This is a genomic window from Emergencia sp. JLR.KK010, assembly GCF_037018265.1.
Taxonomy (GTDB): Bacteria; Bacillota; Clostridia; order Peptostreptococcales; family Anaerovoracaceae; genus Senimuribacter; species Senimuribacter intestinalis.
Genome location: NZ_CP143550.1, coordinates 523,419 through 543,327 on the forward strand (window position 1 = coordinate 523,419; position 19,909 = coordinate 543,327).

Sequence of the window (19,909 nt, forward strand, 5' to 3'; positions counted from 1 at the left end):
TATGTACATTAAAAATATAGAGTTAACTAATTTTAGAAATTATAACCATTTAAAAGTGGATTTTAATAAAAATGTAAATCTTTTCCTGGGTAATAACGCCCAGGGAAAGACTAATTTACTGGAAAGTATATACATTACTTCTATTGGTAGATCTTTTAGAACCAATAAGGACAGCGATCTTGTAAAATTTGATCAATCCATAGCAAAAGTTAAGGTAGAAGCTGAAAAAGAAGTCTTTGACACTTCTGTAGAAATTACCATTAAAAAAGACGCCAAGAAATCCATAAAAAAAGACGGCATCAATATCAAACGAACGTCTGAACTTCTTGAAAATATCCTGATTGTAATTTTTTCGCCGGAGGATTTGAAAATCGTCAAAGATGAGCCGGAAAAGAGAAGAAAGTTCATAGATAGAGAGCTTTGTCAGATACAACCTCTCTATTATGACAGCTTGACTAACTATAAGAAAACATTGGTTCAGCGAAACACTTATCTGAAAGAAGAAAATATAGATAACAGCATTTTGGATTTGTGGGATACCCAGCTTGCTCATTACGGCGCACGAATCATTCATATTAGAGAAAAGTTCATCAAAAAAATCAGTAATTTCAGTGGAAAGATCCACAGCAGCATTACTAATGGAAAAGAGAGTCTTTTTCTGGAGTATAATCCTAATGTTGCATATATGGAATCGCTAGAAGATTTGGAAGGTTTTTTTTATGATGAAATCAAAAAAGCCTTTAAAAATGATTTTCGCCAGCGCACTACTACAAAAGGACCTCATAAAGATGATATTTCATTTTATGTCAATGGGATTGATATGAGAAGTTTTGGTTCTCAGGGTCAGCAGCGTACCTGTGCTCTTTCACTGAAGCTGGCTGAGCTGAATCTGATTAAAGAAGAAACCGAAGAAGATGCGATTCTGCTCCTTGACGATGTGATGAGTGAACTGGATATTGAAAGACAGGAATATCTGATAAAAACCTTGAAAAATAATCAGCTTTTTATTACTACGACTGATATTTCCGGTGAAATTTTAAAATCCTTTCCCGAAGCAAAAGTGATTTACATCGAGAAAGGGGAAATGAGAGAAAATTAAACCTATTAAGAATTACGATATATATCGACAGTTTTTAATAGGTTTTTTCGTACTAAATTAACGTTTCTGCGGCTTTTTTAATAGAGTTAAGGTAAAAATGATAAAATACACTTATTTTCTTGTAAAATCGCTTGTTTTAGTGTATAATGGAAAAAGCGCTTAAAATTAACAGAGAAAATAAAAATTGATATAAGGTGGGTGTAAGATGAGCAAAGAAGTGAAAAATCAAAATCAGTATGACGCCGCCCAAATTCAGGTACTGGAGGGTCTTGAAGCAGTTCGTAAAAGACCTGGTATGTACATAGGCAGTACCGGACCTAGAGGGCTCCATCATCTGGTATACGAAATTGTTGACAACAGTGTGGATGAAGCACTTGCTGGTTACTGTAAATCTATCAATGTAACCATTCAGAAAGATAATTCTATTATGGTAGAAGATGACGGTCGAGGTATGCCGGTTGATAATCACCCGAAACTTGGCATTCCAGCTGTTGAAGTTATTCATACAGTCCTTCATGCCGGCGGTAAATTCGGCGGAGGAGGATATAAGGTTTCCGGCGGTCTGCACGGTGTAGGTGCTTCCGTTGTTAATGCCCTTTCTACTAGAATGGAAGTAGAAGTTAAGAGAAACGGAAACATTTACAGACAGGAATATGAAAGAGGTAAAACTGTTGCACCTCTCGCAATCGTAGGGGAATCCAAGAAGACAGGTTCTAAGACAATTTTCTGGCCGGATCCTGAAATTTTTCAGGAAACTACAGAGTACGATTATGATACTCTGCAGCACAGACTTAGAGAAATGGCGTTCCTTAACAAGGGAATTAAGATTGTTCTTTCTGATGAAAGAGAAGGAAAGAAAAAGAAAGAAGTTTTCCATTATGAAGGCGGTCTGAAGGAATTTGTAAAGCATCTGAATAATAATAAAGATGCCCTCCATGAGGAAATCATCTATTTTGAAGTAAGCAAAAAGGATATGGAACTGGAAGTTGCCATGCAGTATACTGATCGGTATAACGAAATGGTTCTTTCTTATGCCAATAATATTAGTACTACAGAAGGCGGTACCCATATGGCAGGCTTCCGTACAGCGCTTACAAGAGTATTCAACGACTATGCAAGAAAAAATAAGATTTTGAAAGACAATGACGATTCCCTTGCCGGCGAAGACGTAAGAGAAGGTATTACAGCCATCGTATCTGTAAAACTGACAGAACCTCAGTTTGAAGGACAGACTAAGACAAAGCTGGGAAATACTGAGATGAGAGGTTTCGTAGAAACTTCTACCAGTGAAAATTTAACAGCTTTCCTTGAAGAAAATCCAACTCAGGCGAAAGTTATATTAGAAAAATGTCTCCGTGCATCAAGAGCCAGAGAAGCTGCAAGAAAAGCAAGAGAATTGACAAGACGAAAAAGTGCTCTTGACAGTATTGCTTTGCCAGGAAAACTAGCCGATTGTTCTGAAAAGGATCCGGCAAAGTCTGAGATTTTCTTAGTCGAGGGTGACTCCGCAGGTGGCAGCGCAAAGCAAGGTCGTGACAGATTGAGACAGGCTGTTCTTCCGCTTCGTGGTAAAATCTTAAATGTAGAAAAAGCAAGACTGGACAAGATTTTAAATTCTGATGAAATCAAGAATATGATTACTGCGTTTGGCTGTGGTATCGGCAACGAATTTGATGAAAACAAGCTGAGATATCACAAAATTATCATCATGACCGATGCCGACGTCGACGGTGCGCACATCAGAACGCTGTTGCTGACTTTCTTCTTCAGATATATGACGCCATTGATCGAAGGTGGTTATGTTTATGCTGCAAAACCGCCGCTTTTCCTGACAAAAAGAGGCAAAGAGGTTTACTATACGTACAGTGAACCTGAGCAGGACAGACTGATGGCGAAGCTGAAGGAAGACGGAAAAGCAGGTAAAATAGACATTCAGAGATACAAGGGTCTTGGTGAAATGGACTTCCATCAGCTTTGGGAAACCACGATGGACTACAATAACAGAACCTTAATTCAGATTACCATCGACGATGCTGCAGCTGCAGACGAAGTATTTACAGTGTTGATGGGAGATAAGGTTCCGCCTAGAAAGAAATTTATCGAAGATAATGCACACTTAGCAGAACTTGACATTTAAGAAAGGAGGGCAAAAGTATGAATACATTATTAGAAGATACAAAATTAGAACAGCATGAGATATCTAAAGAAATGAAAAAATCCTACATCGACTACTCCATGAGTGTTATTGTAGGACGTGCCCTTCCTGATGTCAGAGACGGACTGAAGCCGGTTCACAGAAGAATTCTTTACGGTATGAGCCAGCTGGGCGTTACACCGGATAAACCGCATAAAAAATCCGCCCGTATTGTCGGTGAAGTAATGGGTAAATATCACCCACACGGCGATAGCTCTATTTACGATGCTATGGTAAGACTGGCACAAGATTTTTCTACCAGATATATGTTGGTAGATGGTCACGGAAACTTCGGTTCCGTCGATGGTGACGGCGCCGCTGCAATGCGTTATACAGAAGCAAGAATGACGCCGTTTTCTCTGCAGATGATCAGGGATATTGAAAAAGAAACGGTAAACTTTGTAGATAATTTTGACGGTGAAGAAAAAGAACCAGTAGTGCTGCCAAGTAGATTTCCTAACCTTTTAGTAAATGGTTCCAACGGTATCGCCGTAGGTATGGCAACTTCCATTCCGCCGCATAATCTCAGTGAAGTCATCGATGCTACAGTAGAGTTGATTGATAACGAAGAAGCAACTGTAGAAGATTTGATGAAATATGTCAAAGGACCAGATTTTCCAACGGGTGCGACTATCCTTGGAAAGAACGGCGTAAGAGAAGCCTACAAAACCGGTATCGGTAAGGTAAAGGTTCGTTCCTGTTGCGAAATTGAAGAAACTGATAGAGGGCGTTCACAAATTATTGTAACGGAAATTCCTTATCAGGTAAACAAAGCTAGACTCATCGAAAAGATGGCAGAACTTGTAAAGGATAAGAGAATCGAAGGCATTTCTGCAATCCGAGATGAATCCAATCGTAACGGTATGCGTATCGTCATCGAACTGAAGAGAGATGCAAATCCTCAGATTACGCTGAACAGATTATATAAGCATACACAGCTGCAGGAAAGCTACAGCATGATTATGATTGCTTTGGTAGACGGTCGTCCAAAGGTTCTTAATCTCTATGACATTCTTTCAGAGTACTTGAAATTCCAGAAGGAAGTTGTAACCAGAAGAACTCAATTTGACCTGAAAAAAGCCGAAGCCAGAGCCCACATCTTAGAAGGTCTGCGTATCGCTCTTGATAATATTGATGAAATTATTAAAATCATCAGAAGCGCATATAATGACGCAAGAGAAAAGTTGATGGAACGTTTCGGACTTTCAGAAATTCAGGCTCAGGCAATTTTGGATATGAGACTTGCCAGACTGCAAGGACTGGAAAGAGAAAAAATCGACAAAGAGTATGCTGAGCTGATGGAAAGAATCGCTTACTTTAATTCGCTGCTTGCTGATGAAAAACTGCTCATGGGTGTTGTAAAAGATGAACTTCTGGAAATCAAAGAAAAATACGGTGATGACAGAAGAACCAAGATGGTTGCAGATGTAGATGAATTTGACGATGAAGACTTAGTTGCAGAAGAAAAAGTAGCGATTACTTTGACGCATCTTGGATATATCAAGAGAGTTCCGGCTGACACCTATAAAGCACAGAGACGTGGCGGTAAGGGCATTACAGGCATTACGACCAGAGAAAACGACTTTGTAAAAGACCTGATTATGACCTCTACTCACGACTATCTCATGTTCTTTACCAATACAGGAAAAGCTCATAAGATTAAAGCATTTGAAATTCCAGAAGCGACAAGAACAGCCAAAGGTACACCTGCTGTAAATTTCCTGAATTTAATGCAGAGAGAAAGAATTACAGCAATTATTCCGGTACAGGAATTTGCAGATGATAAATTCCTCATTGCTGTAACTAAGAACGGTACGATTAAGAAGACACCGCTTTCTCAGTTTGATACGCAGAGAAAGACTGGTCTTATTGCTATCAACTTAAAGGATGACGACCAGTTAATCGGTATCAAAGAAACTACTGGAAGCAACAATGTAATCATAGTAACCAAAAATGGTAAATGTATCTGCTTCTCTGAAGAAGATGTAAGAAGCATGGGTAGAATTGCCGGTGGTGTTCGTGCAATTAAGCTTGAAAAAGATGATGAAGTTGTAGCAATGGAACTTGTTGAACCGGGTCAGGAGCTGCTGGTAGTAACAGAAAATGGTTACGGTAAAAGAACTCCTGTAGAAGACTATAAGATTCAGGTGCGCGGCGGTAAAGGTCTTTTGACTTATGATAAATCCAAGTTCAAAAAGACCGGTGCTCTTATCGGTGCAATGGTTGTCGATGAAGATGATGAAGCTCTGATGATTAATTCAGATGGAATCATCATCAGAATCAGAGCTGGAGAAGTATCCAAACTGGGCAGAGCAACCCAGGGTGTAAAGATTATGAAGGTCGAAGACGAAGTAAAAATTGTCGCTATGGCAAAAGTAATCAAAGAAGATGAGGAAGAGGAAGTAAAAGAAAAACCTGCAAAGGAAGAAGCACCGAAAGAAGACGGTGACGAACAGCTTACTCTGTAATTAAAAATAAAAGGCTGTCGCACAGTTTAAAGATTCGTTTAGATGGAGCGACAGCTTTCTTCTTTTTGGCACTGCACATCGTTTCTTTTCACTTATATTTTTCTGTACATATTTTGGAGGATTTTGTCGATAATATGCACTCCTGTGTGCATATTTTAAGAAAAAATGCCTTTAATATGCACATTTGCGCAGCTAAGAACTAAAAAAGCTGCCGAATGAACAATGAAATTGCCTTTCAACAGCTTTGACTGTACATATTTTTGAAAGTTTTTAAAAAAATATGCAGAGCGTTATGCATATTTTTAGGATTTTTTGCGAATATATGTACATTCACAGCCAGTTATTGGATTTATAAAAATTATGCTGATAGAGGAGTTATTTAAATGGATCAGTTAAAATTTACAATACCGGGAAAACCGGAATATCTGACAATGCTGCGTCTTGCAATCAGCTCGGTAGCAGTAACCGCAGGTTTTGATCTTGATGGAGCTGAAGATATAAAAACAGCTGTATCTGAGGCTTGCAAACTGGTATCCTGCCATGGTTTTGACGGATTTTCCGACAAGTACGAACTGCAATGCAGCGTAGAGGAAGGGAGGATTGAAATCATCATAGAAGACAGATGTGAAAATCATACCCTTGAAAAGCTGCATAAACCTTGCAAAAACTGCCCAACTGAAGGAAATATCGGTGTTTATGTTATTCAAACACTGATGAATGAAGTAGAAATTAATGTTTTAGAGAACGGACAAAAGTCAATAAAAATGGTGAAATATTTATGATGGAACAAGAATTGTTTATCAAATACAAAGACAATCCCACCAGAGAACTTCGTAACGAAATTGTAGAAAAACATCTTTACATGGTAGACATTCTGATTCGGAAATATCTAGGAAAAGGCGTAGAATATGACGATCTTTATCAGGTTGGTGCTCTTGCTCTTGTTTCTGCTGTGGAGCGCTTTGATCCGGAAAAAGGATATGAGTTCAGCTCTTTTGCAACACCAACTATTTTGGGAGAAATCAAAAAATATTTCCGGGACAAGCAATGGAGTTTAAAGGTTCCCCGCCGCCTGAAAGAGATTGCCGCGAAGGTCCAGGAAACTAAGGAAACACTTTACACGGAGTATCATCGTAAACCGACGGTGGAAGAAATCAGCAAGGCTACAGGCTTTTCAAAGGAGCAGATTATCGAGGCACAGGAAAGTTCCCAGGCTTACGGTACTTATTCTCTTGATAAAACCTTTGATGACATGGGAGAAGATGGGGAAAGTCCGCTTCTCGAAAAGTATGCCGGTTTTGTGGAAAAAGGCTATGAACGGATTGAAATCTCTGAGATTATCAAAAAGGTCATGGCTACTTTCAGTGAGCAGCAGCTTTACATATGCAAGCAGCGGTTTATCCATAACCGCTCTCAAGCAGAAATTGCAAAGGCTCTCGGCGTTTCCCAGATGACCGTGTCGCGGGCTGAGAAAAATATTATCAGCCGGTTTCAGGAGGAACTGAAACACTAGAAAAGAGCCGCATAAATTTGCGGCTCTTTAAGGTTTTGTATTTACAGCCTTAAAATTTTAGCTGAAGCAATCTGTGGACTGATAGAAACGGAATTGTCATATCCCAGCATAACCATAGTTTCCAGGAATTTTATAGCATTTGCCATGGGTTCGATAACGGTTATATTTATGTGCTCCTCTTTCAGCCTTGCATTGAGGGTATTTGCAATATAAAACATTCCAGTACATCCCAGGCAAACTGCCTTGATGCCGTAATCGTCAGACATTTTTTTGCAGATAGAAAGCAGTCTGTCTATCAGGAAATCCGCCTGTTCACGAATATCGTTTACTTCTAAATCAACAGGGATAATAGAGGCGATATGGTCCAGCATACCTATTTGCTTTGCCTTTCTTTCTTCGTGAATAATTCCCGCTGTGTCGGTGGTAATAATACCAATTTTATCTGCGAGAATCAGCGCAGAATGTATTGCCGCCTGATATGGACCGATAACGGGAGTAATGGCAAGTTCTCTGCAAGCAGATACGCCCGGATCATCAAAGCAATTCACATATATGCCATCGTAGGATTTACTCAGCGTTTTTACCAGATTTACAGTTTGCCAGCCGTTATAAATATCCTGTAAATCCGATTCAATAGAAGTGTATCCTTGCGGAATTTGTGCAAATTCGATGACCGTATCTGGATGAAGATAGGGCTGAAGATATGAAAGAATATCAGTTTTTTTGTTCTCATATTCCGCAGTCACAGGGATTAAAAATAAAAGTTTCATCAGCGCTCCTCTCAATCAATATAAATTTCATCAATATATTTTTGCATTTCGATATTTAGAATGTTTTCGATTCTCTGATATACGTCTCGGTATAAAAGACCTTTTCCAAGCAGCATATGCTCTTTTGATGCGGCAACTACTGTAATATTGCAGCCATTTTCAATTTGTGCAGTAGTCAGAATTTCTCCCGTTTGTGTATCTATCGTTGTAATCAAATCAGGGAACGTTTGCAGCCTTTCCCCATTTTTATCAACGGCCATATATTCATTAAAAAAGTATAGCTGATATTTGTCGTTTTCGCTGCAAACTGTAAAAGAACCATGATCCAACGCGTTTTCAGTGCAGAGAGTGTGATTCTCTACCCTGCCCTGGCAAATTATATTTCCTTCTACTACGGAACATGCTGCTGCAATCTTTTCTTCCACTGTTTTTCCAGTTAAATATACTTCGCCCAGTCTGTATGCTAAATCATATGCTCCCGTTGCACCGGAAGTTTCAAGCCATGACGGAGCGACAGGGTTTCTTGCGACAGCTATAGCGCCGCCTGCCTTTGCTGCGGCGTTTCTGATCAGGTCAGAGGTAGTTTCTATGGAGCCGGTTAAAAGTACTTCAACATATGTATTGGTAGATTCTCTGCCACCAGCCCCAGCTTGCACCGTGATATTTTTATCACCTTTCTCAAGACCCAGAGATCCCATAATCCCAAAGGGATGTGCTCTGCCGTCACAGGCAGAATTAATGACGGGAATATTTAAGCGAGCAGCTGGAATAAAGGGCTCAAAAGAAGATGAAGCACCCATTTCGCAGGGAATAAAACCTATAATTTTTTTCTTTTCCTGAGATTGAATTAGATAAAGAATTTTTTCGTAAACGTCCTCTGAATAGTAAGCGGTATCCGATGCGGGAGAGCCAACGCCGGATATGGTAAGAATGACGCCTTCCTTTTCGCTGACTTCGGAAAGGGGAATAATCTGCACTTCTCCCAATTCCAAAGCGCGCCTTGCGGTTGAAAGACCTTCACGAATATCTCCGCCTCCGCCTCCGCCGAGAAAGAGACTTCCGATTGCAATTTTCTTAACATCTTCAAGATTTACTAACATATTAGTGGTACCTCCATGTAATAATGCAAGTACCGGAATTACACACTGCCAGTATACTGGGTTCAGAGGCGAAAGTCAACCTATATTTTTTGAAATTTCAAAAAGTCCTTGACACCAAATCGAAGCCATGATACATTAAATTTAGTTAAAATGTCAATATTCATAATGTTCTCGTTAGCAGTTTGATTTGTGAATCAAAACAAAAGGAGAAAGTTATGAATAACACAGAAAGTAAGCAGAACAATATTCTGCTTGAGGAACAAAAAGAAATTGACAGACATAAGATTACTGCAGATCAGATGCCAAAAGTAAAAGAGCCTGCAGTTTTTGTTGTTGCTATTATTGTTGCGATTCTCGGGTGTATTGTAGGACTTCAGGTACAGATTCATACAGGTACTACACCAGATACATCTATTGTCGGCGCTATTTTTGCTATTCTTATTGCGCAAATTCCTCTCAGATGGCTAAAACCTTTTAAAAACATTCACCGGCAGAATCTGGTACAGACGACGATTTCCGGTGCGACGTTTGCTTCTGCAAATTGTATGTTCTTAACTATGGGTATCCCTGTTATCATGGGATGGCCGCAGTTGATGGTTCCTATGTTAATTGGTGCAACTCTTGCCACTATTGTGGATGCAACGATTTTATACAAGTCCTTTGGATCTCCAATGTTTCCGGCTGAAGGTGCGTGGCCTCCGGGAATTGCTGTAGCCGAATCTATTTATGCTATGGCTGACAAAGGAAAACGAGCGCTTTTGCTGCTTGTAGGTTCTGCTGCCGGATGGATTGGTGCAATGATTGGAATTCCAATGGATTTAGTTGGAGTAGTATGGGTTGGAAGTTTAGTAGCGATGGGTGCTTTTGGTGTAGGTGCTTTGTTGAAAGGTATTTTATCTACGAACGAATTTTCTCTCACCTTTGCAGGTCACACCGGAACTTTTGCAACAGATATTTTCGGATCGGATTTCTCATTTGCCGACAGCGTTTCTCTTTCCTATCTTGGTCATGGCGCGATGATTGGTGCCGGAATTATTTCTTTATTGCAGTGTGCACGAATTTTATTTAAAAAAGAAGAAAATGGAACTTCTGCCGCATCCAGATTCGGAACAAGTCTCAGTGATATGAAAAACGCTTTGAGCAAAGGCTTTATTGCATATATTGTTATTGCAATCGGTCTTGCAATTGCGACAGGTCTGTACTATGAAATGGGTATAGTGAAGCTAATCGCATGGGTCATCTTTGCTGCAGTCGCAGCGTTGGTATCTGAGCTTATCGTAGGTGTTTCCGCGATGCATTCAGGCTGGTTTCCGGGATTTGCTACTGCACTGCTATTTTTGATTATTGGTATGATGATTGGCTTCCCTACACTGCCGCTGGCAATTCTTGCAGGATTTACAGCTGCTACAGGTCCGGCTTTCTCTGATATGGGAAACGATTTAAAGGCAGGATGGATATTGCGTGGTAAAGGCGCAGATATGGAGCTAGAAAAAGTAGGAAGAAAACAGCAGTACTATGCAGAATTGCTCGGGTTTGGCGTTGCCTTTGTCATGGTAGCAATTTTTGCGAAGGGTTATTTCAATCAGGGTATGTTTGCGCCGATTAACTTTGTTTATCAGTCGACTATTGAAGCGGGATCTACCGTTGAAGTAATGAAGTGGCTTGCGATTTGGGCAATTCCAGGTGCACTGATTCAGCTTTTGGGCGGAAATCATCAGGCAGGAATTCTGTTTGCAACTGGTTTTTTGGTTGGATGGACTGAGGCTGGTGTTGTCATTCTGATTGCAATTTCAATCAGAGCGATTGTTATCCATAAAAATCCTGAAAGAGACAGCATTTTTGCAATCCTTGGCGCAGGTGCTCTTGTGGGATCCGCGCTTCGGGATTTCTCCACTTCCATGCTTGGATTATTTAAGAAATAGGTTGCCGCAAGGAGCTATGTCAACGCTTTCATTTTCATAATTTTGTACAGAAAATACAGCGTTTGCGTAAAGTCAAGAGAGCTCCTTCCATACGGAATCAGCTCTCTAATTTTATTTAGGCGGTAGCGTACCGTATTAACATGAATATGCAGCAGTTTTCCCGTTTTTACATGATCAAGGTCACATTCAATAAAGGCTGTCATTGTTTCAATCAAGTTGGAATGGTATTTCTTGTCATGTTCAGCAATGGGCGAATATAACTCATTAAAGTAGTCCTCAAGAAGTGGATTTGAAAGGAGTTTGACGAGCAGTTTTGATAATCCGATATCTCTGAAATACACTGTGCCGTTGATATCGTGTGCGCCGGATAAACTTGCCATAGATGCTTGTACAATCACTTCATCTACTTTCTTCAGCGGAAGCATTTCGCTGATTCCTATGACTGCATTAGGCAGCATTCTGCGAATAAACTGGATTTCATCCTCACAGGATGAAAGATTGGTCGCCGTGCGGTAGGACCAGATAATCAACATGCCCTTTTTATAGTGGCATCCTAAGGCAAACTTGTTTTCTCTAATTTTATTCAGCAAATATACTTCGTTGCTGATTGCTGTGATTTTGTTGGAGGAGAGGTCGGTATTGACGCAGTAAAAGGCTCTAATATAGGAATGAAAATTCTTATTGAGCAGAGGAATAATCTCTAGTTTTCTCTCTTCTTTACATTGGGAGGAAACTAGTTCATGGATTAGATTTTCATGAAGTTCAGATTCATGATAGGATAGTTTAAGCTCCATGATGGAAGAAATAATCAGTGCATATGGGGTACTTGAGTCGATAAAAATAATGGGAAGCTTGTGTGTGTTTGCTAATTCATATGCACTTTCTGGAAGCTCGTCCAAGTATTCGTCAATGATAAAAAGGGCGGAAACCTTCATGTCAATAAAATGCCGAATCACCATATTGATGTATTTCTCATTGTCCACTCCGTAAGCCATTGACGTCAAATATAGATTCTGCCCGTAATTTACTGGTGTAGACTCTGAATCTGTTTCATCATAATAGTTATCCAGCACATTAACGTACGATACGATGTTAGATAGCCCGTTCTGGCCAGCTTTCAGCTCTGCATTTGCCATGATTGGCAGGTGCAGAACATCTAATACGGTAATATCCTTCATATATGCAACCTTCCTTTTCGTCTTGATTCTGTCATAATTATAACAGAATCTCAAAAAATCGCAAATAGAATTATATGTCCATACAATAATTAATAAAGAATTTTATATGAACATACAATTCTTTTCGATTTTTCTGTTTGCTAAAATGAACATTAATACCGGAATTACACAAACAGGAAGAACGCAGATCGTGTGCTGCAAATTAGAACAATACCGAGTATTGACATTTTAACGACTAACTAAAAACGAATTTCAGGAGGTACATAATGGTATTCAAGCAAATGATTGAGGTATATGATATTCTCGATGATATCCATGCAAATGGTGAGAGAATGGCGAATTATTTTAGATCCATTAAATCGGATGCAGATGTTGAAGTGAAGACAATTTACGGAGATAAAGGAAAGACCGACTTGGTAAAGGTTACGATTCCGGGAACGAATGGACGGATAAAAGGGGGCGACGCCCCTACCCTCGGCTTAATAGGCCGTCTGGGGGGACTAGGTGCTAGACCTGAGAGAATCGGTTTTGTATCTGATGGAGATGGTGCGCTTACGGTGTTGACTGCAGCGGCAAAACTTCTCGATATGCAGAAAAAAGGAGATACACTGGAAGGAGATGTCATTGCGGTTACCCACATCTGCAGCGATGCGCCTACCGAACCCCATGAACCTGTAGACTTTATGGATTCTCCTATCAGCATGAAGCAGTGCAATGATGAAGAGGTTTGTGAAGAAATGGAAGCAATTTTGACTGTCGATACCACAAAGGGAAACAGAGTCATCAATACAATGGGTTTTGCGATTTCTCCAACGGTAAAGGAGGGATATATTCTGCGAACCAGTGAAGATCTTTTGGATTTAATGGAAATGACGACAGGTCGTCTGCCAAAGGTTTTCCCTGTTACGACACAGGATATCACCCCTTATGGAAATGACCTATATCATTTGAACAGTGTACTGCAGCCTGCTGTTTCCACAAACGCTCCTGTTGTTGGAGTTGCAATTACAACGGAAGTTCCTGTTCCGGGATGCGGAACCGGCGCAACTCACGCAGCAGACGTAGAGATGACTATAAGATTTGTCTTAGAAGTCGCCAAGACCTATGGAAGAAAACAGTGCAGTTTTTATGACGAAGCCGAATTTAATCATTTAGTAGAACTCTACGGCTCCATGACGCAGCTGCAGACAATGGGTATGAAGTAAGATGAAGAAAATTGGTTTTATCACGATCGGTCAGTCCCCTAGAGATGATATCATGAAAGACATTCTTCCAATAATCGGAGATGATATAGAAATTTTACAGAAAGGGGCTTTGGACAACCTTTCAGAGGAAGAATTGGAGGAAATCGCACCGCAGTCTGGCGACACAGTTCTTGTTTCATCCCTTAGAGATGGGCGGTCTGTTTCCATGGCGGAAGAAAAAATTATCGTGCATCTTCAGCGGTGTATCGATGAATTGGAAGTTTGCGGTGTGAGTGGGATTATGTTCCTATGTACGGGAGATTTCAAAGATCTTCTCACTGCACATGTTCCTCTGATATATCCAAACCGTCTTTTGAGGGCGATTATCCCCGCCATATGTGATAGAAAAAGGCTTGTAGTTCTCGTTCCCGAAGAGGAACAGAAATCTGAGGCTATGGCGCAATGGGGAGGTATCGGCATGGAGACCAGCGTTTTTCCTATCTCGCCGTATACTGCTGCCGAAGAGGATTTTGCGGCGCTGGCTCTTACGTTAAAGGAAGTTGACTGCGACTGCATTCTGATGGACTGCATGGGATACTCCGCAGAGATGAAGTATATCCTTTGTAGCCGCAGCGGTAAAAATGTATTGCTTCCACGTACTTTTTCTGCCGCTGTGCTGAAAGAACTGATTTAAGGAGCAAATATGAAATCACTTATAGAAATATCAAAGGACATTTTAACAGGTTGCATGGATTTAAAAAAGGAAGAGACGCTGCTTGTTATCACCGATACGTTAAAATTCGAAATCGGAAAAGCCCTATATCAGGCGGGTCTTGAACTCGGGTGCGAATCTCTTCTCATGTCCATGGAAGCTCGCTCTGTTTCCGGAGAGGAACCTCCTGAGGCTGTAGCAAATGCAATGCTGGGTGCAGATGTTATCATCTGTCCCACAGAAGAGTCTCTAACCCATACGAGTGCAAAAGTAGAGGCCGTCAAAAAAGGCGCCCGTGTAGGTACTATGCCGGGTATTACAGAGGAAATGTTTACACAGGGTGCAATTACCGCTGATTTTAAAGAAGTTGAAAAACGTACGTTGGAATTGACGCAAATGCTCACCGAGGCGAACGAAGCTGTAATTGAAAAGGATGGGTTGGTGATGAGGCTAAATTTGCAGAATAGAGAGGGCGTCCCAAGTACTGGCGTATATAGACATCGTGGAAGTAGCGGAAACCTGCCTTCAGGAGAAGCGTATATTGCACCGAAGGAAGACGGGTGTGATGGTGAAACTCTGATTGACGGTTCAATGGTAGGCGTTGGAACGCTTGTCGAGCCCCTTCACGTCACAGTGAAGGACGGTCAGCTTCAGAAAATCACAGGCACAGGTTCTGAAAAACTGGAAATCTTATTTACTAAACCGGAGAACGGCATTGTGGCTGAGCTTGGCATCGGCACAAATGAAAAAGCGCTGCTCTGTGGAAATACACTGGAAGATGAAAAAGTCTATGGAACGGTACATATCGCCTTTGGAACCAATACCTCTTTTGGCGGAAAAAATAAGGCAGACTGCCATATGGATGGCATCATCTTGAAGCCTACGCTGTATTTGGATGGCAAAAAAATCATTGCAGACGGAGAGTTTGTCTATTAAACTTTCAGCTGAGAAATCTGTTCAAAGGAAAACCTCCCGTAGGAAAGGTGTTTAAACGGGAGGTTTTTTAGTATGACATTTTGTAATTCGCTAAATAATTAGTAGAACATACCGGTCGGACCACAGGTTAAAGTGACGGTTTTTGTTACAGTCTCTACAACAATATTACCATTATAGCGTTTTCCGGTTGCTGTGGCTGTCGCTTTATTTCCGGACTTGCCACCTGTAATATCGGAAACTTTCCAGTTTGAGTCTAGAGAAGCGGCAGATGGAGTTGCAGAAGTACATCTGGCAGTACCATCTCCATAGGTAAATGTACCGGTAACTCTGACGTACCATACGGATTTGCCTGCTGAATTTTCGTAATATACGGTTTTAGATTTTGTTTCAGTGGTTCTGTCAAAAGGCTGAATGCCCGGTGTAGGTACATCTTCTATCACAGTTATGAAGCGGCTGCCGTCAGGCAGTTCTTCGATATCTACAGAAATTACGTTGCTCTGTGCAAACGCAGGCTGCAATGTGAACACTAAAATCATGCTGATAATAGTGAAAAAAGTGGTGAATTTTTTCATATCTAAGTCCCCTTTCTATTCGATGACAACTCTTTCATGAGTAATGATAGAGTTTACACTTTTTAAGTATGAATCATAAAGAAAAATAACTCTGATGGTACATGTAACGATTACTACAGTAACAGCAATAATAATCGCTCTTTTAATCGTTTTTCTCAGAGAAATCTTTTTGCAAAGCTCATGCTGGTCTAAACAGGAAATATAGTTAAAAACAACATCAGCAGGTTCCTCGAATCGCTCCAAAATTTCTTCATAGGTGCAGTTTGGATTGGATTCGATATACTCGTCGACTGATTTTCTAAGGTCGTTAATAAATATTTTCTCCTCTTTAGAATAAATAGGAAGCAGTAATTTTATTTCTTTGAAATACTGTTTGAGTGCTTTAGCCCTAATCTGCTGCATAATACTCCTCCGGCAGTTCTTTACAAGCGAGAATTCGGTCAGTGCCTATCCTGTTGTTCTCGTAATCCTCTAACAGGTCGGCAAGACGAGCTTTCCCGGAATCTTCTAAGTGATAGTATACTCGAATACGTCTCTTGCCGATAGGTTTTTCAATATCGGAAATGCACCCATTATTCTTTAGTTTATAAAGGGTTGGATACAGAGAACTTTCGGTGACGATAACCTTCCCTTCGGAAAGAGTCTCAATCAGCGTAGTTAACTGATAACCGTATAAATCACTTTTGTCTAACAGGAAGAGGACAATAAGCTCCACCGTTCCCATCTTAAAATTGCTTCTACCTCTGGCCATATAGTAGTCTCCTTATAACTGAAATTGTACAACAGAAGTTTTGTAGTGTCAACGTTATTAAAAAAATATATTATGAAAAACAAAATAATGGTTGACATAGTTTTAGGAATCTGCTATGATATAGAAAAGTCAGAAAAATAAATCATTTGATTCGTTTGCTTCTGTCGGTATTGGGATTAGATTTAAAAAGGGGTGATGCGTATGAGGGAAGAGACTGAAAATGTGAACTAAAGCAAACAAACGATTTCAGAGGCATATACTTGTTCGACAGTTTCAATATTAATATTTGGAGAGCCATTCCGACAAGAAAATATGAAAAGTTTTTTTTGATGAATATGATTCAAAAAAGTGATGTGATCCAGTTAATAATAAATCATATATAGATGATTAGTATGATATTGTTTCAATCATATTTTATAATATATGGGATAATCTTATAATTTATATATTGGACATCGAATTATCAAGAACTAGAGGAAAAACGAAAGGATAAAATCATGAGAAGGAAATTAAAAAAATTTTTTGCATGTGTATGCGCATTTACTCTTTTAGCTACAAGTTTTTCATTTGCGGCTGAAGATCAAACAATTGAAAATGCGGTAAGTGCGTCATTACCTCAGGCAACATCCAAAACTGTCACTGATTCACATGGAAACAAATATACAGTTTCAGGATTATCTTCTATAGTTGGAAAAAAAGCAGAAACTCATACCGAATTCAAAGTATCCTATTACTTTGGAGGGAAAAAAGCTCCTGTAGATGCATATACGAAGAAATTAACCGGAGTTGGCCGGGTGTGGTTTTATGGTTCAGCATCAGATAATCAATTCACTAAGTCTGCGAATAAAACAGGAGCAAGTGGTTCCCTTATCGCAACAGATACTTATGATTTTTTGGTGAAAAGTTTAAATAGTACACATAAATTCTCATGCGAAGGAGGATCTGTAAGTTTTTATACCGAAATGTAAAGAGTAGTGGAAGATAAGCCAAAAATATTTCTAGGAGCCTCATAAATTTGAAGTGCCAGTATGGATGGTGAAGTAATCAAGATTTGGCGACTACTGCTATATGGTAGGAAAGGTTATAGGTTTGTACTAAAGTGACCTAGAAGTCCTTAGAAATGAGGACTTCTAGGTTATTCAGATTGTTATTTCAATTCAATTATCGTATGCTGAATAGCACGTATGTGAGAAGGGCGGCTTATAAGGATTACTAGATGGGAGGTATTTATGAGAAAGCAAAAGATAATCATTATATTTTTATATACAATAACTTTCTTCCTTTATTCCTGCAGTGAACCCGACAATTTGTCCGTAAAAATTTCCGAAACGCCGTCAGATATAGTTGTACAGGGTGCAAATGATTTTGGAACGTTTTCTGCAGGCGAATCAGGAATATTACACATCGAAGATAACCATTTTCTATTTTTTGATTACGAATCAAAGAAGGATTATGTGGTTTGTAGCAGGGCAAACTGCAGGCACAATGATAGTAGTTGCAGTGGTTGGTATGATGGGTATCATGGGGCTTTAGGACTTGCTGAATATGGAGGCAAACTGTATTGTTTTGTCAAGCGGCAGGAAAAAAATTTATATGAATTTATTCAGATGGATTTGGATGGAAATAATCGAAAGGTAATTGCAAAAATTGATTGTGGAGACAGTTTGCCTGGAAACTGGGAGGCAAATCTAGACTTATCATATACATATTATACAAACTATAAGGTGATTACAGTTTTGAACTGGTTATATAATCCAAAAGAAAACTCTGAAGAAATCATTCAGACCCAGCAATGCATTTCCGTGGATTTGCTGTCAGGTGAAATTATTGAAATTATGGAAAGAACAGAAGAACCTGTGCAATGCACTATTGAGGCGGTTTCAAAGGATTACAGTATAATCAAGGTGACAGGGTATGCTGAGCAGCGTTTTACAGAAGATGAATTCTTCACTCGGTATGAGCAGGGAGAATTTGCAGATTATGTTCAAATTATGAAGGCAGAGAATCCTTATGAGGCATATTGTGATTGGTATTTTGATGAAGTAACATGTTGGTATAAGTATCTGATTTTTGATATAGATAAAAAAGAAACAGATATATTGCAGATGGGAGATTTAAAAAAAGTCAAGGATGAAAATGGAAAAACAACAGCCATAAAGCCACCGTTTTATATCATAGGTGTATATAAGAATGATTTGGTGATTGAAAAGCTTGAAGAAGGGGTTATTGAGGATGAAGAGTATCCCGGTATTATTAAAGAACAAGTCTATAGGTGGGATTTGCAGAAGAATACAAAAGAAAAAATTCTTCATATAGATGATGGCTATGTTTTTGATGCCGGAGGATTAGATTGTAGCAGTATTGTTGACCATAATAAAATTCTATTTCTAAGAAGAAAGCCAAACGGAAAGGCCGTCTATTACTATTATTGTTTTGAAACAGAACAGGAAGTACAGATGTATGAGACGGTTCGGAATGTACCATATCGAATTGTAGGGGAAATGAAAAATTGTTTCATCTATTACACGGCAGATGAAACAAAGAAGTCTATGTATATGCTTGATAAAGATTATTATTATAAAGGGAATTTTGAAAAATCTATCCGCATTGAAACAATGGATGAGTATTTCTAGGGAGGATTTATGCAACTTGAGATAAAGGATTTATATAAGTGCTATGGGAAGAAAGAGGCGTTGAAAAATGTTTCTTTTTCCATGACTCCAGGAATTTACGGTCTTTTAGGACCCAATGGAGCAGGTAAATCAACATTGATTGGTATATTGACAGGAAATTTAAAAGCCGATAGGGGAACCATATATTTCAATGGAGAAAATGTGAATGAAATAGATCAAGATTATAGAAGAAAGCTTGGTTATATGCCACAACAGCAAGCATTATATCCGGCATTTCGTGTGGGAGAGTTTTTGAGTTATATGGCAGCTTTAAAGGGTATGGAAAAAAAAGAAGCCAAACGACAGATACCGGAAATTTTGAAATTAGTTGATCTCTCGGAACATATGGGAAGTAGAATAAAAACTCTTTCTGGAGGTATGAAGCAGCGACTTTTAATTGCACAGGCAATTTTAAGCAATCCGGATATCCTCATCCTAGATGAGCCGACTGCAGGACTGGATCCGAAACAAAGAATTGGGGTACGTAATCTGATTTCTCGCATTGCTGTTAATAAAATCGTTCTTATCGCTACCCATGTAGTTTCAGATGTAGAATTTATCGCAAAAGAGTTGATTCTTATGGGGGAAGGTGAAATTCTTAAGAAAGATTGTAAGGAAAAAATTTTAAGCCAATTGTATGGTCTGGTGTATGAAACTGAGCTGACGGAAACACAGTATAAGGATTTACCGGCTACATGGTGTATTGCGGGTGTTTCACAGATGGATCAAAAGATTATTGCTAGAGTGGTTACAAAAAAGCCTGATTCGGTATGGAACTGTAGAGAAGTAAGACCATCGCTGGAAGATGTGTATCTCTATTATTTTGGAGGATTTTGAG

18 protein-coding genes are annotated in these 19,909 nt (G+C 39.5%); 12 read left to right on the forward strand and 6 right to left on the reverse strand.

What is annotated here, in order from left to right; all coding sequences use genetic code 11:
* Position 1 precedes the first annotated feature (1 nt).
* The 5 genes from recF to V1225_RS02565 all read left to right on the forward strand — a co-directional run bounded on the left by recF (position 2) and on the right by V1225_RS02565 (position 7,274).
* Positions 2-1,099 (forward strand): DNA replication/repair protein RecF, encoded by a 1,098-nt coding sequence (gene recF / locus V1225_RS02545; protein ID WP_160201009.1) that lies wholly within the window; start codon positions 2-4, stop codon positions 1,097-1,099.
* 205 nt (positions 1,100-1,304) lie between these two features.
* The gene (gene gyrB, locus V1225_RS02550; RefSeq protein ID WP_338547519.1) at positions 1,305-3,236 is read left to right on the forward strand and encodes a DNA topoisomerase (ATP-hydrolyzing) subunit B; all 1,932 of its coding nucleotides are present in this window, start codon (positions 1,305-1,307) and stop codon (positions 3,234-3,236) included.
* Between the two features lie 17 nt (positions 3,237-3,253).
* Positions 3,254-5,761, forward strand: coding sequence for a DNA gyrase subunit A (gene gyrA, locus V1225_RS02555; RefSeq protein WP_338547520.1), 2,508 nt, complete (start codon positions 3,254-3,256; stop codon positions 5,759-5,761).
* Positions 5,762-6,144: 383 nt separating this feature from the next.
* A complete protein-coding gene (locus tag V1225_RS02560; protein WP_160201012.1) occupies positions 6,145-6,543 on the forward strand; it encodes an ATP-binding protein in 399 nt (132 codons plus the stop codon).
* Positions 6,540-7,274, forward strand: a complete 735-nt coding sequence (locus V1225_RS02565) for a sigma-70 family RNA polymerase sigma factor (protein WP_160201013.1) — start codon at positions 6,540-6,542, stop codon at positions 7,272-7,274. The genes V1225_RS02560 and V1225_RS02565 overlap by 4 nt, the downstream gene beginning before the upstream one ends.
* 41 nt (positions 7,275-7,315) lie before the next feature.
* Here the strand turns inward: V1225_RS02565 and V1225_RS02570 are convergent, their stop codons facing one another.
* Both V1225_RS02570 and V1225_RS02575 read right to left on the reverse strand, forming a co-directional pair.
* Positions 7,316-8,044, reverse strand: a complete 729-nt coding sequence (locus tag V1225_RS02570) for an aspartate/glutamate racemase family protein (RefSeq protein ID WP_338547521.1) — start codon at positions 8,042-8,044, stop codon at positions 7,316-7,318.
* A gap of 11 nt (positions 8,045-8,055) precedes the next feature.
* Complete coding sequence (locus V1225_RS02575) at positions 8,056-9,144, reverse strand: DUF917 family protein (RefSeq protein WP_338547522.1); 1,089 nt, start codon at positions 9,142-9,144, stop codon at positions 8,056-8,058.
* A 215-nt stretch (positions 9,145-9,359) separates the two neighbouring features.
* Between V1225_RS02575 and V1225_RS02580 the strand changes: the two genes are divergently transcribed.
* A complete protein-coding gene (locus V1225_RS02580) occupies positions 9,360-11,066 on the forward strand; it encodes an OPT/YSL family transporter (RefSeq protein WP_243151005.1) in 1,707 nt (568 codons plus the stop codon).
* Positions 11,067-11,080: 14 nt separating this feature from the next.
* Here the strand turns inward: V1225_RS02580 and V1225_RS02585 are convergent, their stop codons facing one another.
* Positions 11,081-12,244, reverse strand: coding sequence for a PucR family transcriptional regulator (locus V1225_RS02585; RefSeq protein WP_251614047.1), 1,164 nt, complete (start codon positions 12,242-12,244; stop codon positions 11,081-11,083).
* Positions 12,245-12,510: 266 nt separating this feature from the next.
* On the opposite strand from V1225_RS02585, the gene V1225_RS02590 reads away from it, so the two are divergent.
* From V1225_RS02590 to V1225_RS02600, 3 genes are read left to right on the forward strand one after another with little or no spacing between them, the layout of a single operon-like run.
* The gene (locus V1225_RS02590) at positions 12,511-13,449 is read left to right on the forward strand and encodes a DUF1177 domain-containing protein (RefSeq protein ID WP_338547523.1); all 939 of its coding nucleotides are present in this window, start codon (positions 12,511-12,513) and stop codon (positions 13,447-13,449) included.
* A 1-nt stretch (position 13,450) separates the two neighbouring features.
* Positions 13,451-14,122: an AroM family protein gene (locus V1225_RS02595; protein WP_338547524.1), complete on the forward strand. Its 672-nt coding sequence runs from the start codon at positions 13,451-13,453 to the stop codon at positions 14,120-14,122.
* A 9-nt stretch (positions 14,123-14,131) separates the two neighbouring features.
* A complete protein-coding gene (locus V1225_RS02600; protein ID WP_160201019.1) occupies positions 14,132-15,076 on the forward strand; it encodes an aminopeptidase in 945 nt (314 codons plus the stop codon).
* A 98-nt stretch (positions 15,077-15,174) separates the two neighbouring features.
* Here the strand turns inward: V1225_RS02600 and V1225_RS02605 are convergent, their stop codons facing one another.
* Genes V1225_RS02605 through V1225_RS02615 form a run of 3 tightly spaced genes read right to left on the reverse strand, consistent with a single transcriptional unit; the run spans position 15,175 to position 16,399 of the window.
* Positions 15,175-15,648: a DUF2083 domain-containing protein gene (locus V1225_RS02605; protein WP_160201020.1), complete on the reverse strand. Its 474-nt coding sequence runs from the start codon at positions 15,646-15,648 to the stop codon at positions 15,175-15,177.
* A gap of 15 nt (positions 15,649-15,663) precedes the next feature.
* Positions 15,664-16,050, reverse strand: a complete 387-nt coding sequence (locus V1225_RS02610; RefSeq protein WP_160201021.1) for a DUF6120 family protein — start codon at positions 16,048-16,050, stop codon at positions 15,664-15,666.
* Positions 16,037-16,399, reverse strand: coding sequence for a PadR family transcriptional regulator (locus V1225_RS02615; RefSeq protein WP_160201022.1), 363 nt, complete (start codon positions 16,397-16,399; stop codon positions 16,037-16,039). Before V1225_RS02615 ends, V1225_RS02610 begins: the two co-directional genes overlap by 14 nt.
* Before the next feature lie 497 nt (positions 16,400-16,896).
* Here V1225_RS02615 and V1225_RS02620 point away from each other — a divergent pair, with 497 nt between their 5' ends.
* The 3 genes from V1225_RS02620 to V1225_RS02630 all read left to right on the forward strand — a co-directional run bounded on the left by V1225_RS02620 (position 16,897) and on the right by V1225_RS02630 (position 19,908).
* Positions 16,897-17,367, forward strand: a complete 471-nt coding sequence (locus tag V1225_RS02620) for a hypothetical protein (RefSeq protein WP_160201023.1) — start codon at positions 16,897-16,899, stop codon at positions 17,365-17,367.
* Positions 17,368-17,628: 261 nt separating this feature from the next.
* Complete coding sequence (locus tag V1225_RS02625) at positions 17,629-19,032, forward strand: hypothetical protein (protein WP_160201024.1); 1,404 nt, start codon at positions 17,629-17,631, stop codon at positions 19,030-19,032.
* Positions 19,033-19,041: 9 nt separating this feature from the next.
* Positions 19,042-19,908, forward strand: a complete 867-nt coding sequence (locus tag V1225_RS02630) for an ABC transporter ATP-binding protein (RefSeq protein WP_160201025.1) — start codon at positions 19,042-19,044, stop codon at positions 19,906-19,908.
* The last annotated feature ends 1 nt before the right edge of the window (position 19,909 follow it).

Excerpts from the sequence above, each read along its gene's own strand:
- V1225_RS02580 (WP_243151005.1), top strand. The coding sequence starts at position 9,360 with ATGAATAACACAGAAAGTAAGCAGAACAATATTCTGCTTGAGGAACAA.
- V1225_RS02575 (WP_338547522.1), bottom strand. The coding sequence starts at position 9,144 with ATGTTAGTAAATCTTGAAGATGTTAAGAAAATTGCAATCGGAAGTCTC.
- V1225_RS02625 (WP_160201024.1), top strand. The coding sequence starts at position 17,629 with ATGAGAAAGCAAAAGATAATCATTATATTTTTATATACAATAACTTTC.
- V1225_RS02595 (WP_338547524.1), top strand. The coding sequence starts at position 13,451 with ATGAAGAAAATTGGTTTTATCACGATCGGTCAGTCCCCTAGAGATGAT.
- V1225_RS02620 (WP_160201023.1), top strand. The coding sequence starts at position 16,897 with ATGAGAAGGAAATTAAAAAAATTTTTTGCATGTGTATGCGCATTTACT.
- recF (WP_160201009.1), top strand. The coding sequence starts at position 2 with ATGTACATTAAAAATATAGAGTTAACTAATTTTAGAAATTATAACCAT.
- gyrA (WP_338547520.1), top strand. The coding sequence starts at position 3,254 with ATGAATACATTATTAGAAGATACAAAATTAGAACAGCATGAGATATCT.
- V1225_RS02615 (WP_160201022.1), bottom strand. The coding sequence starts at position 16,399 with ATGGCCAGAGGTAGAAGCAATTTTAAGATGGGAACGGTGGAGCTTATT.
- V1225_RS02565 (WP_160201013.1), top strand. The coding sequence starts at position 6,540 with ATGATGGAACAAGAATTGTTTATCAAATACAAAGACAATCCCACCAGA.
- V1225_RS02605 (WP_160201020.1), bottom strand. The coding sequence starts at position 15,648 with ATGAAAAAATTCACCACTTTTTTCACTATTATCAGCATGATTTTAGTG.
- V1225_RS02630 (WP_160201025.1), top strand. The coding sequence starts at position 19,042 with ATGCAACTTGAGATAAAGGATTTATATAAGTGCTATGGGAAGAAAGAG.
- V1225_RS02590 (WP_338547523.1), top strand. The coding sequence starts at position 12,511 with ATGGTATTCAAGCAAATGATTGAGGTATATGATATTCTCGATGATATC.
- V1225_RS02570 (WP_338547521.1), bottom strand. The coding sequence starts at position 8,044 with ATGAAACTTTTATTTTTAATCCCTGTGACTGCGGAATATGAGAACAAA.
- V1225_RS02585 (WP_251614047.1), bottom strand. The coding sequence starts at position 12,244 with ATGAAGGATATTACCGTATTAGATGTTCTGCACCTGCCAATCATGGCA.
- V1225_RS02560 (WP_160201012.1), top strand. The coding sequence starts at position 6,145 with ATGGATCAGTTAAAATTTACAATACCGGGAAAACCGGAATATCTGACA.
- V1225_RS02600 (WP_160201019.1), top strand. The coding sequence starts at position 14,132 with ATGAAATCACTTATAGAAATATCAAAGGACATTTTAACAGGTTGCATG.
- gyrB (WP_338547519.1), top strand. The coding sequence starts at position 1,305 with ATGAGCAAAGAAGTGAAAAATCAAAATCAGTATGACGCCGCCCAAATT.
- V1225_RS02610 (WP_160201021.1), bottom strand. The coding sequence starts at position 16,050 with ATGCAGCAGATTAGGGCTAAAGCACTCAAACAGTATTTCAAAGAAATA.